Source organism: Mycobacterium avium subsp. avium, assembly GCF_009741445.1.
Classification (GTDB): domain Bacteria; phylum Actinomycetota; class Actinomycetes; order Mycobacteriales; family Mycobacteriaceae; genus Mycobacterium; species Mycobacterium avium.
Genome location: NZ_CP046507.1, coordinates 2,743,963 through 2,759,324, shown reverse-complemented (window position 1 = coordinate 2,759,324; position 15,362 = coordinate 2,743,963). Strand labels below are relative to the sequence as shown.

Below are 15,362 nucleotides of genomic sequence, written 5' to 3'. Positions count from 1 at the left end.
CCGGGCGTTTGCGGCCCGATACCCTGGTTCAATGGGTCTGCAAGCACCATTCCGCAGCGGTGGCGGCACCTCGCGCCCGCAGGGCCGGGCCGCACCCCGCGCGGTCGACCTGCGCCGCGAGGTGCACGACGCGGCGCGGCGCGCCCGGGTGGCTTCCCGGGTGCTGGCGCTGTTGCCCACCGTCGCCAAGGACCAGGCGCTGCGCTCGGCCGCGGATGCGATCGCCGGCCACGCCGAATTGATCCTGTCGGCCAACGCCGAGGACCTCGAGACGGCCCGGGCTGCCGGCACGCCCAGCGCCATGCTGGACCGATTGGCGTTGGACACCAAGCGGGTCGAGGGCATCGCCGCCGGGCTGCGCCAGGTGGCCGGGCTGCCCGACCCGGTCGGGGAGGTGCTGCGCGGCTACACGTTGCCGAACGGGCTGCAGCTGCGCCAGCAGCGGGTTCCGCTCGGCGTGGTCGGAATGATCTACGAGGGCCGGCCCAACGTCACCGTGGACGCGTTCGGTTTGGCGCTCAAGTCCGGCAACGCGGTGCTGTTGCGGGGCAGCTCCTCGGCGACGCGGTCCAACCAGGCGCTGGTCCAGGTGTTGCGGGCCTCGCTGGTCAGCGAGGACCTGCCCGCCGACGCGGTGCAGCTGCTGTCGGCCGACGACCGCGCCACGGTGACGCACCTGATCCAGGCCCGCGGCCTGGTGGACGTGGTGATTCCGCGCGGCGGGGCGAACCTGATCAACGCGGTGGTGCGCGACGCCCAGGTTCCCACCATCGAGACCGGGGTGGGCAACTGCCACGTGTACGTGCACGAAGGCGCCGACCTGGAGGTGGCGGAGCGCGTGCTGCTGAATTCCAAGACGCGCCGGCCCAGCGTCTGCAATGCGGCCGAGACGCTGCTGGTGGACGCCGCCATCGCGGAGGAGGCGTTGCCCCGGCTCGTGACCGCGCTGCAGGACGCCGGGGTGACCGTGCACGGCGGCTTCGCCCGCGACGCCACCGAGGACGACCTGCGGCGCGAGTACCTGTCGATGGACATCGCGGTGGCGGTGGTCGACGGCGTCGACGCCGCGATCGCCCACATCAACGAGTACGGCACCGGGCACACCGAGGCCATCGTCACGACGAATATGGCTGCGGCGCAACGGTTTACCGACGGTGTCGATGCCGCCGCGGTGATGGTGAACGCGTCCACCGCGTTCACCGACGGCGAGCAGTTCGGGTTCGGCGCCGAGATCGGCATCTCCACCCAGAAATTGCACGCCCGCGGTCCCATGGGGCTGCCCGAATTGACGTCGACCAAATGGATTGCGTGGGGAGACGGACAGACCCGTCCGGCCTGATCCGCATCCGAAAGTGCTTGAGGAGAACCGATTGTGAGTGTGCCCGCCCGGCCCAGGCCGCTGTTCGCCGACATCGACGACGTCTCGCGGCGGTTGGCCGAGACCGGCTACCTGCCCGACACCGCCACCGCGACGGCGGTGTTCCTGGCCGACAGGCTCGGCAAGCCGTTGTTGGTCGAGGGCCCGGCCGGGGTGGGCAAGACCGAGTTGGCCCGCGCGGTGGCCCAGGCCACCGGCTCGGGTCTGGTGCGCCTGCAGTGCTACGAGGGCGTGGACGAGGCGCGGGCGCTCTACGAGTGGAACCACGCCAAGCAGATACTTCGAATTCAGGCCGGCTCCGGGGACTGGGACCAAACCAAGACCGACGTGTTCAGCGAGGAATTCCTGCTGCAGCGCCCGTTGCTGACCGCCATCCGCCGCACCGAGCCCACCGTGCTGCTCATCGACGAGACCGACAAGGCCGACATCGAGATCGAGGGCCTGCTGCTCGAGGTGCTCTCCGATTTCGCCGTCACCGTCCCGGAATTGGGCACGCTGACCGCCGAGCGGCCCCCGTTCGTGGTGCTGACCTCGAATGCCACCCGCGAACTCTCGGAGGCGCTCAAGCGGCGCTGCCTGTTCCTGCACATCGACTTTCCCAGTCCCGACCTGGAACGCCGCATCCTGCTGTCCCGGGTCCCCGAGCTGCCCGCGCATCTGGCCGACGAGCTCGTCCGGATCATCGGGGTGCTGCGCGGCATGCAGCTCAAGAAGGTGCCGTCCATCGCCGAGACCATCGACTGGGGACGCACGCTGCTGGCGCTGGGATTGGACACCATCGACGACGCCGTCGTCGCCGCCACGCTGGGCGTGGTCCTCAAGCATCAATCCGACCAGCAGCGCGCAACCGGCGAGCTGCGGCTGAATTAGGAACACCGCCATGGCCACCCGCCGCATCCGACCATCCCGGCCGCTCGCCCCGCACGGGCTGCCCGGCCACCTGGTCGGGTTCGTGGAAGCCCTTCGCGGAGCGGGGATTTCGGTCGGCCCGTCGGAGACGGTGGACGCCGGCCGGGTGATGGCCACGCTCGGCCTGGGCAACCGCGAGGTGCTGCGCGAGGGCCTGGCGTGCGCGGTGCTGCGCCGGCCGGATCACCGCGAAACCTATGACGCCATGTTCGACCTGTGGTTCCCGGCGGCGCTGGGCGCCCGCGCGGTGGTCACCGACGAGGACGCCGGGCCGGGCTCCGGCGAGGACGCGTTGCCGCCCGATGACGTCGAGGCGATGCGCGAGATGCTGCTCGACCTGCTGACCGAGAACCCGGATCTGGCCGACATGGACGAGCGCCTGGTCGCGATGATCGCCCGGATCGTGGAGGCCTACGGCAAATACAGCTCCAGCCGCGGCCCGTCGTTCTCGTCGTACCAGGCGCTCAAGGCGATGGCGCTGGACGAACTCGAGGGCAAGCTGTTGGCCGGGCTGCTCGCCCCGTACGGCGACGAACCCACCCCCACCCAGGAGGAGATCGCCAAAGCCCTTGCCGCGCAGCGGATCACCCAGCTGCGCAAGCTGGTCGACGCGGAAACCAAGCGGCGCACCGCCGAGCAGCTGGGCCGCGATCACGTCCAGATGTACGGCATCCCACAGCTTTCCGAGAACGTCGAGTTCCTGCGTGCCTCCGGTGAGCAGCTGCGCCAGATGCAACGGGTCGTCGCCCCGCTGGCCCGCACCCTGGCCACCCGGCTGGCGGCCCGCCGCCGGCGCAGCCGGGCCGGAACGATCGACCTGCGCAAGACGCTGCGCAAGTCGATGTCCACCGGCGGGGTGCCGATCGACGTGGTGCTGGCCAAGCCCCGCCCGGCCCGCCCGGAGCTGGTGGTGCTGTGCGACGTGTCCGGCTCGGTCGCCGGGTTCAGCCACTTCACCCTGCTGCTGGTGCACGCCCTGCGCCAACAGTTCTCCCGGGTACGAGTGTTCGCGTTCATCGACACCACCGACGAGGTCACCCACATGTTCGGCCCGGAAGCCGACCTGGCCGTGGCCATCCAGCGCATCACCCGGGAGGCCGGCGTCTACAGCCGCGACGGCCATTCCGACTACGGCAACGCGTTCGCGTCGTTCGAGCAGAAGTTCCCCAACGTGCTATCCCCGCGCACCTCGCTGCTGGTGCTCGGCGATGGCCGCACCAATTACCGCAACCCGGAGGTCGAGCTGCTGAGCCACATGGTGACCGCCAGCCGGCACGCGCACTGGCTCAATCCCGAGCCCAAGCATCTGTGGGGCAGCGGCGACTCGGCCGTGCCGCGCTACCAACAGGTCATCCCGATGCACGAATGCCGGTCCGCCAAGCAGCTCGCCGCGGTGATCGACCAGCTGCTGCCGGTGTGAGGCGCCGTTCCCGCCCGGCGTCACGCTGGCGTGACGCTCGGCGGCGCCGGTCACGCTGGCGTGACGTTCGGCAGCCGAGAGCGGCGGGCTGGAAAATCGGGTCAGGTCACCGGCTCAAGTAAGCTGGCACATCGTGCAAAAGCAGCTTCGCAGGTTGGGAGTGATGGGTGGGACGTTCGATCCCATCCATTACGGCCACCTGGTTGCCGCCAGCGAGGTCGCCGACCTGTTCGGCCTCGACCAAGTGGTGTTCGTGCCCAGCGGGCAGCCCTGGCAGAAGGATCGGCACGTCTCGGCGGCCGAGGACCGCTATCTGATGACGGTGATCGCGACCGCGTCCAATCCCCGGTTCTCGGTGAGCCGGGTCGACATCGACCGCGCCGGCCCCACCTACACCCGGGACACCCTGCGCGACCTGCACGCGCTCAACCCGGACTCCGAGCTGTTCTTCATCACCGGCGCCGACGCGCTGGCCTCGATCCTGTCCTGGCAGGGCTGGGAGACGCTGTTCGAGCTCGCCCACTTCGTCGGGGTCAGCCGCCCCGGCTACGAGCTGCGCCGCGAACACATCACCGGTGTGCTGGGTGAGCTGCCCGACGACGCGCTGACCCTGGTCGAGATCCCCGCGCTGGCCATCTCGTCCACCGATTGCCGTCAGCGCGCCGCGCACCGCCGCCCGCTGTGGTACCTGATGCCCGACGGCGTGGTGCAGTACGTGTCCAAGCGTCGGCTCTACCGCGCCGAGCCGGGGCCCGCGGTGGCCGTCACCGAAACCAGCCTGAGCACAGGGGATCACCCATGAGCGCCACGCAGGAAGCCATCGACATGGCCACGGTGGCCGCCGGCGCCGCCGCCGCCAAGCTCGCCGACGACGTCGTCGTCATCGACGTCTCCGCCCAACTGGCCATCACCGGCTGCTTCGTGATCGCCTCGGCGTCCAACGAGCGACAGGTCAACGCGATCGTCGACGAGGTCGAGGAGAAGATGCGCAAGGCCGGCTACAAGCCCGCCCGCCGCGAGGGCGCTCGGGAGGGACGCTGGACGCTGCTGGACTATCGCGACATCGTGGTCCACATCCAGCACCAGGACGACCGCGACTTCTACGCCCTGGACCGGCTGTGGAGTGACTGCCCGGTGGTGCCGGTGAACCTGGACGAGGATCGGCACGACCCCGGCGACGCGGGCACGCCATGAAGATTCGTCGGCTGATCATGTTGCGGCACGGGCAAACCGAGTTCAACGCCGGCAGCCGCATGCAGGGCCAATTGGATTCCGAGCTCAGTGAACTCGGGCGGGCGCAGGCGGTCGCGGCCGCCGAGGTGCTCGGCAAGGCGCAGCCCCTGCTGATCGTGTCGTCGGACCTGCACCGCGCCTACGACACGGCGGTCCGGCTGGGGGAGCGGACCGGCCTGCCCATCCGGGTGGATCGGCGGCTGCGGGAAACCCACCTCGGCGACTGGCAGGGCCTGACCCACACCCAGGTGGACACCCAAGCCCCCGGCGCCCGCCTGGCCTGGCGCGAAGACGCCACCTGGGCGCCGCACGGCGGGGAAAGCCGGGTCGACGCCGCGGCCCGCAGCGTGCCGGTGGTGGCCGAACTGGTGGCCGGCGAACCGGAATGGGGCGATCCCGACGGCCCGGATCGGCCGGTGGTGCTGGTGGCCCACGGCGGTCTGATTGCCGCCCTGTCGGCGGCGCTGCTGAAGCTTCCGGTGCCCAACTGGCCGATGCTGGGCGGCATGGGCAACGCCAGCTGGGTGCAGCTGTCCGGCCATTCCGACGATGCCGCCGACGAATTCGACGACATCCGTTGGCGTTTGGACGTGTGGAACGCCTCGGCGCAGGTTGCCAACGATGTCCTCTGAACAGCGGCCGCGGCCCACCCTGCTGATCTTCGCCGACTCGCTGGCCTACTACGGGCCCACCGGGGGGCTGCCCGCCGACGACCCCCGGATCTGGCCGAACATCGTTGCCGCCCAACTCGATTGGGATGTAGAACTGATCGGCCGCATCGGCTGGACGTGCCGCGACGTGTGGTGGGCAGCGACCCAGGACCCGCGGGCGTGGGCGGCGCTGCCCCGGGCCGGTGCGGTCATCTTCGCCACCGGCGGCATGGACTCGCTGCCGTCGGTGCTGCCCACCGCGCTGCGCGAGCTGATCCGCTACGTGCGTCCGCCGCGGCTGCGGCGCTGGGTCCGCGACGGCTACGGGTGGCTGCAGCCCAGGCTCTCCCCGGTGGCCCGCTCCGCCCTGCCCCCGCACCTGAGCGTCGACTACCTCGAACAGACCCGCGGCGCAATCGATTTCAACCGCCCCGGCATCCCGATCGTGGCGTCGCTGCCCTCGGTGCACATCGCCGACACCTACGGCAGGGCCCACCACGGCCGCGCCGCCACCGCGGCCGCGATCACCGAATGGGCGCAAAGCCACGACATCCCGCTGGTGGATCTGAAAGCTGCTGTGGCAGAACACATCATGAGCGGGCGGGGAAACCCCGACGGCATTCACTGGAACTTCGAGGCCCACCAGGCGGTGGCGGAGTTGATGCTCAAGGCGCTGGCCGAGGCCCTGCCGAACACCGTGCCGCCCACCGAGAAACGGTAGCGGCGCTCGTGGCTGTCGTGGTGGTCACCGACTCGTCGGCGCGTCTGCCGGCCGACCTGCTCGGGCAGTGGGGGATACGCGTCGTCCCGCTGCACATCCTGCTCGACGGCACCGATCTGCGCGACGGTGTGGACGAGGTGCCCGCCGACATTCACCAGCGCGCGGCGACGACCGCGGCGGCCACCCCGGCCGAACTCGCCGACGCCTACCAGCAGGCGCTGGCCGACAGCGGCGGCGACGGCGTGGTGGCGGTGCACATCTCGTCGGCGCTGTCCGGGACCTGCCGGGCCGCCGAACGTACCGCGGCCGACCTGGACCCCAACCTACGCGTCGTCGACTCCAAGTCGGCCGCGATGGGCACCGGCTTCGTCGCGTTGGCCGCCGCGCGGGCGGCGGCCGCCGGCGCGCAGCTGGACGCCGTCGCCGACGCCGCCCGCGCCGCCGTGTCCCGCGGGCACGGCTTCATCGTGGTGCACCGGCTGGACAACCTGCGCCGCAGCGGGCGCATCGGCGGCCCGGCGGCCTGGCTGGGCACCGCGCTGGCGCTCAAGCCGCTGCTGCGCATCGACGACGGGAAACTCGTTCTGGCCCAACGTGTCCGCACCGCCGGTCACGCGACCGAGGCGATGATCGATCGGGTCTGTCAGGTGGTCGGCGAGGGCGCCGCCGCGCTGGCGGTGCACCACGTCGACAACCCGGGCGGTGCCGCCGAGGTGGCCGCCGCGCTGGGCGAGCGGTTGCCGGCGTGCGACCCGGCGATCATCACCGAGCTGGGCCCGGTGCTGGCGCTGCACGTCGGGGCGGGCGCCGTCGCGGTCGTCGTGCAGCAGCCGGGGTCCTAGGCCCGCGCGCTACGACGACGCCGGCACCGGCCGCCGCGCGTTGTCACCCCGCGGGTGCACCACCATCGGCCACCAGAACCAGCGGCCCAACAGGGTGGCGATCGACGGCATCAACAGCGTGCGCACGATCAGCGTGTCCAGCAGCAGACCGATGCACACCGTGGACCCGAACTGGCCGAGCACCCGCAGCTCGCTGCCCAGCATGGCCGCCATGGTGAAGGCGAACACCAGGCCGGCGGCCGTCACCACCCCGCCGGTGCCGGCCATCGACCGGATGATGCCGGTCTTGAGCCCGCCGTGAATCTCCTCGCGGAACCGGGAGACCAGCAGCAGGTTGTAGTCCGATCCGACGGCCAGCAGGATGATCACCGACAGCGCCGCCACGATCCAGTGGATCCGGATGCCGAACAGGTCCTGCCAAATCAGCACGGACAGACCGAAAGACGCCGCGATCGAGCTGGCCGCGGTGCCGACGATCACCAGCGCGGCCACCACGCTTCGGGTCAGCAGCAGCATGATCATGAAGATCAGCGTCAGCGCCGACACCACGGCGATCATCAGGTCGTACTTCTCGCCGTCGGCCATGTCCTTGAACGTCGCGGCGGTACCGCCGAGATACACCCGGGCATCCGACAGCGAGGACTGTTTCAGCCCCTCCTGCGCGGCGGTGCGTTCGGCGTCGACCCGCTTGATCCCCTCCGGCGACATCGGATCGCCCTGATGGGTGATGAAGAACCGCGCCGACTTACCGTCGGGCGACAGGAACATCCGCAGGCCCGTCTGGAAGTCGGGGTTGTCGAACGCCTCGGGCGGCAGGTAGAAGAAGTCGTCGTTCTTCGACGCGTCGAAGCTCTGACCCATCACGACGGCGGTGTTGCTCATCGCCTCCATCTGGTCGATCATCGCCTTGAACGTCTGATACAGCGTCAGGGTGATGCCCCGCGTCGTCTTCAGCGTGGTGATCAGGGTGGGGAACAGCGCGGTCAGGTCGCGCGAGGCCTTGGCCGTGTGCGCGATGTCGGTCGTCAAATAGTGGAACTGCTCGGCCAATTGGTCGAACCCGTCGAATGTGTCGAACAGCGACCGCAGCCCGATGCACACCGGAATGTCGTAGCAGTGCTTCTCCCAGTAGAAGTAGGTGCGGATCGGCCGGAAGGTGTCGTCGAAGTCCGCGATGTGGTCGCGCAGGCTGTCGGTGATCTGCGACGTCACCGCCGTGGTTTTCGCGCTGTCGTCGGCGGCGTTGGCCAGATCCATCGACACCTCGTATTGGCGTTGCGTGGTGTCGATCTGGGTCTGCAGGTCGTCGGCCATCTTGAGGATGTCGTTCATGCGCTCCTTGAGGAAGCCCATGTTCTGCATCGTCGTCTGGCTTTGCACGCTGTTCTGGAACGGAATCGAGCTGTGCTGGATCGGGATTCCCAGGGGCGGGTGATGTCCTGCACCATGGCGATGCCCAGCGTGCGCATCTCGTTCTTGGCCACCCGGTCCAGCACCAGCATGTCGGCCGGGTTGCGCATGTCGTGGTCGGATTCGATCATCAACAGGTCCGGGTTCATCCGCGCCTCGGAGAAATGCCGATTCGCGGCCTCCTGTCCCTGATTGGACGGGGCCGACAGCGGCAGGTAGTGCCGGTCGTTGTAGCTGGTGTGAAAGCTCGGCAGGGCGATCATGCCGACCAGCACCACCGCGGCGCTGACCGCCAAAACCGGTGCCGGCCAACGCACTACGGCCGTGCCTACCCGGCGCCACAGCCGACCCCGCTTGGCCTGCCGTTCGAAGAAGTGGAACCGGCTGCCGACGAAGACCACCGCGGGGCCCAGCGTGACGCCGGCCAGCACCACCACCAGCATGCCGATCGCCACCGGCGCACCCATGGTGTTGAACCACGGCAGCCGCGAAAAACTCAGGCAGTAGGTGGCGCCGGCGATCGTCAGGCCCGACCCCAACACGACCGGGGCGACGCCCTTGAACGTGGTGTAGTACGCCGATTCCCGGTCCTCGCCGGCGGCCAGCGCCTCCTGATAGCGGCCGATCAGGAAGATGCCGTAGTCGGTTCCCGCGGCGATCGCCAGCATGGTGAGGATGTTGGCGGCGAAGGTGGTGAGGCCGAATGCGTTGTGATACGCCAGAACCGCGACCACACCCCGTGAACACGCCAACGCGACGAAGGTCATGAACAGCTGCACCAGCGTGGTCACGATGGACCGGTAGACCAGCAGCAGCATGATCGCGATGGCGCCCAGGGTGAACAGCGTGATCTTGGCCAGGCTGGCGTTACCGATGATGTGCATGTCGTCGGACAGCGCCGCCGGGCCGGTGACGTAGGCCTTGACGCCGGGCGGCGCCTTGTTCTCGTCGATGACCTTGCGGACGGCGTCGACGGATTCGTTGGCCAGCGTGGTGCCCTGGTTGCCGGCGAGGTTCACCTGCACATAGGCGCCCTTGGCGTCGGCGCTCTGCGCCCCCGCGGCCGTCAGCCGGTCGCCCCAGAAGTCCTGGATGTGCTGGATGTGCTTGGGATCCTGGCGCAGCTGGCGAATGAGGTTGTCGTAGTACTTGTGGGCGTCGGGGCCCAGCGGCTGCTGACCCTCCAGCACGATCATCACGGTGCTGTTGGAGTCGAACTCGTGGAAGTTGTGGCCCAGCCGCATCATCGCCTTCATCGACGGCGCATCGAGCGGTGTCATCGGCGCCGAGTGCGCCTCGCCGACCTTTTCCAGCGTCGGCACGATGACGTTCACCAGCACCGTGACGAACAACCAGCCCAGGATGATGGGCACCGCGAAGATGCGGATCGCATGCGGAAGGTAGGGCCGGTGGCCCCGCTCGGCCTTGGACAGCCCCTTGACGTTGATCGGACCGGTGTCGGCCGCGCTCAGGTCGGGTTGGGTCTTGTTGCTCGCGTCGCTCATGCGGACTTCACCAGGCAGAAGGTTTGGGCGTTATGGCCGTCGGAGTTCTGGTTGTCGCGGACGACGCCGTCCACGGTGATCTTGCAGCTGATGGTGCTGCCGTCGCTTTGGGCCATGATGTTGGCGCTCACCGAGGGCAGCGTGGTCGAGATCGTGGTCGACCAGGGCAGCGGGGCGTTGTTGACCTGATGGGTGTTGGCGTTCTCGTCCCAGTAGTTGATGTTGGCCGTGCTGCCGGGCGCGCCGGAGATTTCGTAGACGACGACCTTCGGGTTGAACTGCACGATTTCGATCCCCTTGCCCGCGTTCGCGTTGAGATCCTCCGACCCGAAGATCTTGTGCAACCGCGACACGATCAGCGCCGAGACGGCCAGCACGACCACCAACACCAGCGGTATCCACGCTTGTTTGCGCGCGCGGCTCAGGACGCCTGGGCGGCTCTCTGAGTTTGGACCAGCCACCACCTGACCGCCTTCCGCAAAGCTCACCTCAGCTAGGCATCCTAACCTTAGTGCACGCAAGCGTTCCTCCCGGGGGCCGTCCGGTGTGGCGAACGGCATAGGCGTCAGCCCAGCCGGCCGGTGACCGGCGGTAGATCCGCCAGCGTCACGATCCCCGGTCTGGCCGCCACCACCGCCGGCACCGCGTTGGTGACCGGCATCGCGGTGTAGATCATGCCGAGCCCCATGAATCCGGGTTCGGTCCAGTCCTTGGGCGGCAGGCAGTGCAGCACGGTGCGCATGTTGGGCAGCCCGAACACCTGGATGACGTGGCCGTGCTCGAGCGGTTTGGGCGGCACCACGTGTTCGCCCATGGTCCAGTTGAACCCGACGCTGACGACGTTGCGGTCGCCGACCCAGCCGCGGTGATAGCCGTAGACGCTGCCGACCGTGCCGGCCGGAATCTTCATGAAGCCCAGGTCGGAGTCGCCGGTGGCCGCGGTGAAGGTGACGTCGAAGGTCATCTTGTCCAGCTTCGCCCCGATCGCGTCGGCCATCATCGCCGCCGACTCGGCGAACACCTCGCTTTCCCGCCGCACGCTTTCCGCCAGGCCCGGGGTGTCGGGGTCTTGCGAAAACCCCATGGCCGTCTGGGTTTCCGCCGATTCGTAGGTGGAGCAGTCCACCGACTCGGTGATCCGGATCTCGTCGACCCGCTCGCAGGACGCGGACAGCACCATGCCGACCATGTTGGTCATGCCCGGATGTGCGCCGCTGCCGAAGATCGTCGAATTGCCCTTCCGGCAGGCCTCTTCGATGCGCCGACGGTCTTCGGGCGTCTGCTTGCCGCCGGTGATCCAGGCCGCGCTGGTGCACACGTTGACGCCCGACTCCAGCAGCCGCACCAGCTCATCGACGTTGGGCCACAACGGGTTATAGCAACACGCGTCGGCGCCCAGGGACAGCAGCGCGTCGATGTCGTTGGTGGCCGCCACCCCGGTCGGCTCCGGCCAGCCCGCCAGCTCGGCGGCGTCGACGCCGACCTTCTCGGCGCCGTGCGCATAGACCCCGACCAGTTCCATGTCGGGCCGGCCGATGATGGCATGCAGCGAACGCCGCCCGATGTTGCCGGTGGTCCACTGGATCACCCGCAGCGGACGGGTGGTGCTTGGCTTGCTCATCGGGGCTCCTTTGCCGTGCGATTGCCTCATTATGTTCATCCCGGCTCCGCGCCCGCGCGCCGGGCCTCAAAGTCCGGTCACGCCGACCGTGAGGAACACACAGCCGGCCGCGGCCAGCAGGACGGCGACCTGAGGTCGGCGGCGCGATCGAATCCAGTTGTGCAAGGCCGTCATCGACGCGGCGGTTCTGGCGGGCGCCACCAGATAGGCCAGCAGCGGAATCTCGACGAGGGCGAAGGCCACGACGTTGAACAGCAGCAGCGCGCCGACCTGCGTCGCGGCCGCCGCGCCCGAGGCCACGATGACGGCGAGCGCGGCGAGATAGTCGACCGAGGGCAACGCGATGCCGAGGCCGGCGAGGCCCGCGACCGACAACGAGTCGCCGTTCAGCAATCGTTGGGCCGGCCGCGCCATCGCGGCGGGCCGCGAACCCAACCAGCGGGGGACGTCCACCGCCAGCGCCGCCGCGACCAGCAGCGCCAGCACACCGATCAGCAGCTGAACCTTCGGCACGGTGAAGTAGCTGGACCCCAGCAGCACCCGCCGCAGCAGGAACAGCACCACCAGGCCCACCGTCATGCCCATGGCGAAGCCGCCGGCCAGGAACGCGAGCAACTGCAGCACCGGTCTGGGCCGCGTCATCATCAGCACGGCCATGCCGATGCGGAACGGTTCGACGCTGACGGCCGCGGCCATGACCAGCACGGTGATCAACATCGATATGCCTGTGAGGCGGCCCGATCGGCGAGCGCCTCCCTCAGCTGTCCAACCGGGTGAATTGCCGCTGACGGTACTGCTCGATACAGCCGGCGCGGCGGATCTTGCCGCTCGTCGTGGTGGGAATGGATCCGGGCGATACCAGCACGACGTCGTCGACGTTCAGGCCGTGCGCGTTGGATATCGCCGCCGTGACATCGCTTTTGACGCTCGCGATTCGGTGCGACGTGTCCGCCGAATCGCTGCGCTCTTTGAATTCGATGATGGTGACCAGCTTTTCGGTGCCGTTGGCCGGGACCGATATTGCCGCGACCCGGCCGCGGGTGATCTCGTGCACGGTCGCCTCGATGTCCTCGGGATAGTGATTGCGGCCGTTGATGATCAGCAGGTCCTTGATGCGGCCGACGATGAAAAGCGCGCCGTCGAAAAGGAAACCCTGATCGCCGGTTTTCAGCCAGGGCCCGCCGGGCGTGCCGGGCGAGGGATCCCGCAGCGAGGCGCCGAAGCAGGACTGTTCGTGCGGCGGCTTGCGCCAGTAGCCGTCGGCCACGTTTTCGCCATGCACCCAGATCTCGCCGACCACGCCGGGCGGGCACTCCCGGTGGGTGTCGCCGTCGACGATGCGCAGCGTCGGTGACTGCGGCACTTGGTATTTGACCAACGCGGTGCCGGACCCGGCCGGGCACCGCCGGGCGCGTCCGGCGGACAGTTCGTCGGTATCGAAGCGGACCGCTCCCGACGATTCATTCCAGGTGCCGGCCGCCGCGAAGACGGTCGCCTCCGCCAAGCCGTACGACGGACGCACCATCTCGTCGCGAAAATTGAAGTGCGCGAACCGATCAACGAAGCGTTGCAAGGTGGCCGGCTCCACCCGTTCGGCGCCGCTGATGATGCCCAGCACGCCACCGAGGTCCAGGCCGGCCAGGTCGCCGTCGGTTGTCTTGCGGGCCGCTAAGTCGAAGGCGAAGTTAGGTGCCGCCGACCACGCGTGCGGGCTGCTGGCCAGGGCCTGCACCCATCGGGCCGGCCGCTCCAAAAACGAAAGCGGACTGCTCAACTCGCCCCGGTAGCCACCCAGGACCGGGGCGCAGACCCCGAGCACCAAACCCATGTCGTGGTAGAAGGGCAGCCAGGACACGATGGTCAGATCCGAGGGGGCCTTGACGTGGGCGTCGGCGAAAAAGCCGCGCATCAACTGTTCGAAATTCACCTTGAGGTTGCGGTGCGAGATCATCACCCCGGTGGGCTGCCGCGTCGAACCCGAGCTGTACTGCAGATAGGCGACGCTGGGCAGGTCGGCCGCCCGCACGTGTGGTCCGCCGTCGACGTCGAGGTTCAGCGAATCGATCTCGACGATCTTCGGAACTGCGTCCAGGCAGGCCTTGTCCACGTATTCGGTGATGTCTTCGGCGACCGCGGACGTCGTCAGGACGACGGACGGCGAGGTGTCGGCAAGCACCGCGCTGACCCGCTCATGACTCGAGCCGCGGTGCGGCAACGGGAGTGGAACCGCGACGAGCCCGGCCTGCATCGAGCCGAGGAACGCCGCGATGTAGTCGAGGCTTTGGGGCGCAAGGATTACCGCCCGGTCTCCCACCGAACCATGAAGGTGAAGCTCGCGCGCCACGTTGATGGTTCTGCGCGACAACTGCGACCAGGTGAGGCTCTCCCGAACACCCGCCCAGTCGCGCTCGTAATCGGTGAAGGTGAACGCGATGTCAGCGGGACGCAGGCTGGCCCGTGCGTGCAGCATCGACAGAATAGATGACTGGGACATAGGCATCACATCACGTCCGTACTGATAGTCGGTTTTTCGTGCTCGGAGTCAGTGGTCGGCTTCGCCCGCGCCGTGCGACAACACGGACATGGCCCCGGCCATGATCTGCGACAGCGGGTCGGCGCCGCCGCCGAACGTCGCCTGGTTGGCCGGCGCGGTGACCTCGGCCGGGTCGAAGCCGTGCACCGGGTCCACCTGCACCGGGGCGGTCGCCGGGTCGTCGTTGCGTGAATAGCCCGCGTTCACCCGGGGGGTCAGGATCGCATCGAGCTTGTTCAGCGTGTTTTCGTCGATCCCGATGTATTTCAGCGGCATCACCAGCGGAAGGTGCTTTTCCGGGATCATGATCGTGGTGTCTTTGGCGCCACGGGAGTTGATCGTGGTTCTGATGTTCTGCGGCGGCACCATGCTCGGATTGGTGAAGGCCACCGCGGTGTGACCCGTCGCCAGCCCCATCAGCGTGTTGGCGAGCGCGAACATGTTGTCCGGCCGATCGGGAAAGTCCGCGATCGAGTCGTATGCGGCGACGAACCTGTTGGTGTCGTACTGGCTCTCATACGGCGGCGGCATGGTGTAGTCCAGTGCGGGAACGACGCTGCCGACTCCGAACATGGCGGTCAGAAAGCTCTGACCGAAGGCGTGCCGCCCGATCGGGTCGCCGAACGTGGCGAAGTTCAGCGTGTTCGGCGGGGGAGCGGTGGGGTCGTTCGCCAATCGGGCCTGCTCGCCGTCGACCACGAACGCGCCCTCCGACAGGCCGATCGCGGTGCCGGGGCGCCCGGTGGTGCGAATCGCCGCATCGAGATTGTCGATCCCCTCGGCGACCGATTCGCCCACGCTCGGGCCGTCCATGCCCAGGCCGGGGAAGGATTCGTCGAGCTTGCCGATGCCCGGGAAGAGTCGCTCGAGCACGTGTCCCTGCACCTGCCCGGCCGGGTAGCGAACGATTTGGCGCTGCTGGCCGGGAAACCAGTCCGCGCCCTCCATACGGATGTATTGGTCGTAGGGGATGCCCAACACGTGCGCGCCGCCAAGAGCGTAGGCGGTCTGGTCGCCCGGCGCGCCCGGGGTGGGCGGTCCGCCGATGGGCCCGCCGTCGGCCGCTGCCGTACCGATGCCGAAATACCCTGCGGTACTGACACTTAACAGCGCCGTCACTCCTGCGAGTAGTTGCTTCAT

13 protein-coding genes and 1 pseudogene are annotated in these 15,362 nt (G+C 68.6%); 8 read left to right on the top strand and 6 right to left on the bottom strand.

All coding sequences use genetic code 11. The features are described 5' to 3' along the window. Positions 1 to 31 precede the first annotated feature (31 nt). From MAA44156_RS12785 to MAA44156_RS12750, 8 genes are all read left to right on the top strand, one after another. Positions 32 to 1,339 (top strand): glutamate-5-semialdehyde dehydrogenase, encoded by a 1,308-nt coding sequence (locus MAA44156_RS12785; protein ID WP_009975995.1) that lies wholly within the window; start codon positions 32 to 34, stop codon positions 1,337 to 1,339. 33 nt (positions 1,340 to 1,372) lie between these two features. Further along, positions 1,373 to 2,248 (top strand): AAA family ATPase, encoded by an 876-nt coding sequence (locus MAA44156_RS12780; protein ID WP_003875882.1) that lies wholly within the window; start codon positions 1,373 to 1,375, stop codon positions 2,246 to 2,248. Between the two features lie 10 nt (positions 2,249 to 2,258). Continuing rightward, positions 2,259 to 3,707 (top strand): vWA domain-containing protein, encoded by a 1,449-nt coding sequence (locus MAA44156_RS12775; RefSeq protein WP_009975998.1) that lies wholly within the window; start codon positions 2,259 to 2,261, stop codon positions 3,705 to 3,707. Positions 3,708 to 3,840: 133 nt separating this feature from the next. Next, the gene (gene nadD, locus MAA44156_RS12770) at positions 3,841 to 4,509 is read left to right on the top strand and encodes a nicotinate-nucleotide adenylyltransferase (RefSeq protein ID WP_023879858.1); all 669 of its coding nucleotides are present in this window, start codon (positions 3,841 to 3,843) and stop codon (positions 4,507 to 4,509) included. Then, positions 4,506 to 4,901: a ribosome silencing factor gene (rsfS, locus tag MAA44156_RS12765; RefSeq protein ID WP_009976001.1), complete on the top strand. Its 396-nt coding sequence runs from the start codon at positions 4,506 to 4,508 to the stop codon at positions 4,899 to 4,901. The genes nadD and rsfS overlap by 4 nt, the downstream gene beginning before the upstream one ends. Beyond that, a complete protein-coding gene (gene gpgP, locus MAA44156_RS12760; protein WP_009976003.1) occupies positions 4,898 to 5,572 on the top strand; it encodes a glucosyl-3-phosphoglycerate phosphatase in 675 nt (224 codons plus the stop codon). The genes rsfS and gpgP overlap by 4 nt, the downstream gene beginning before the upstream one ends. Then, positions 5,562 to 6,311 carry a diglucosylglycerate octanoyltransferase gene (gene octT / locus MAA44156_RS12755; protein WP_009976005.1) on the top strand — a complete coding sequence of 250 codons (750 nt, stop codon included), beginning with the start codon at positions 5,562 to 5,564 and terminating at the stop codon, positions 6,309 to 6,311. Before gpgP ends, octT begins: the two co-directional genes overlap by 11 nt. 8 nt (positions 6,312 to 6,319) lie before the next feature. Further along, on the top strand, positions 6,320 to 7,153 hold the full coding sequence (locus tag MAA44156_RS12750; RefSeq protein ID WP_011724320.1) for a DegV family protein: 834 nt from the start codon (positions 6,320 to 6,322) through the stop codon (positions 7,151 to 7,153). A gap of 9 nt (positions 7,154 to 7,162) precedes the next feature. Here the strand turns inward: MAA44156_RS12750 and MAA44156_RS12745 are convergent. The 6 genes and pseudogenes from MAA44156_RS12745 to pe all read right to left on the bottom strand — a co-directional run bounded on the left by MAA44156_RS12745 (position 7,163) and on the right by pe (position 15,362). Next, positions 7,163 to 10,068, bottom strand: a pseudogene (locus MAA44156_RS12745) (MMPL/RND family transporter). After that, positions 10,065 to 10,532: an MmpS family transport accessory protein gene (locus tag MAA44156_RS12740; RefSeq protein WP_003875890.1), complete on the bottom strand. Its 468-nt coding sequence runs from the start codon at positions 10,530 to 10,532 to the stop codon at positions 10,065 to 10,067. Before MAA44156_RS12740 ends, MAA44156_RS12745 begins: the two are co-directional and overlap by 4 nt. A gap of 101 nt (positions 10,533 to 10,633) precedes the next feature. After that, positions 10,634 to 11,689, bottom strand: a complete 1,056-nt coding sequence (locus MAA44156_RS12735) for an NAD(P)H-dependent amine dehydrogenase family protein (RefSeq protein ID WP_009976011.1) — start codon at positions 11,687 to 11,689, stop codon at positions 10,634 to 10,636. 66 nt (positions 11,690 to 11,755) lie between these two features. Further along, positions 11,756 to 12,406 (bottom strand): GAP family protein, encoded by a 651-nt coding sequence (locus MAA44156_RS12730; protein WP_023879861.1) that lies wholly within the window; start codon positions 12,404 to 12,406, stop codon positions 11,756 to 11,758. Positions 12,407 to 12,446: 40 nt separating this feature from the next. Beyond that, entirely contained in the window at positions 12,447 to 14,183 is a 1,737-nt protein-coding gene (locus MAA44156_RS12725; RefSeq protein ID WP_023879862.1) for an AMP-binding protein, read from the bottom strand. 48 nt (positions 14,184 to 14,231) lie between these two features. Further along, on the bottom strand, positions 14,232 to 15,362 hold the full coding sequence (gene pe, locus MAA44156_RS12720; RefSeq protein ID WP_011724324.1) for an acyltransferase PE: 1,131 nt from the start codon (positions 15,360 to 15,362) through the stop codon (positions 14,232 to 14,234).

Excerpts from the sequence above, each read along its gene's own strand:
- MAA44156_RS12785 (WP_009975995.1), top strand. The coding sequence starts at position 32 with ATGGGTCTGCAAGCACCATTCCGCAGCGGTGGCGGCACCTCGCGCCCG.
- MAA44156_RS12775 (WP_009975998.1), top strand. The coding sequence starts at position 2,259 with ATGGCCACCCGCCGCATCCGACCATCCCGGCCGCTCGCCCCGCACGGG.
- rsfS (WP_009976001.1), top strand. The coding sequence starts at position 4,506 with ATGAGCGCCACGCAGGAAGCCATCGACATGGCCACGGTGGCCGCCGGC.
- gpgP (WP_009976003.1), top strand. The coding sequence starts at position 4,898 with ATGAAGATTCGTCGGCTGATCATGTTGCGGCACGGGCAAACCGAGTTC.
- octT (WP_009976005.1), top strand. The coding sequence starts at position 5,562 with ATGTCCTCTGAACAGCGGCCGCGGCCCACCCTGCTGATCTTCGCCGAC.
- MAA44156_RS12735 (WP_009976011.1), bottom strand. The coding sequence starts at position 11,689 with ATGAGCAAGCCAAGCACCACCCGTCCGCTGCGGGTGATCCAGTGGACC.
- MAA44156_RS12730 (WP_023879861.1), bottom strand. The coding sequence starts at position 12,406 with ATGTTGATCACCGTGCTGGTCATGGCCGCGGCCGTCAGCGTCGAACCG.
- MAA44156_RS12725 (WP_023879862.1), bottom strand. The coding sequence starts at position 14,183 with ATGTCCCAGTCATCTATTCTGTCGATGCTGCACGCACGGGCCAGCCTG.
- pe (WP_011724324.1), bottom strand. The coding sequence starts at position 15,362 with ATGAAGCAACTACTCGCAGGAGTGACGGCGCTGTTAAGTGTCAGTACC.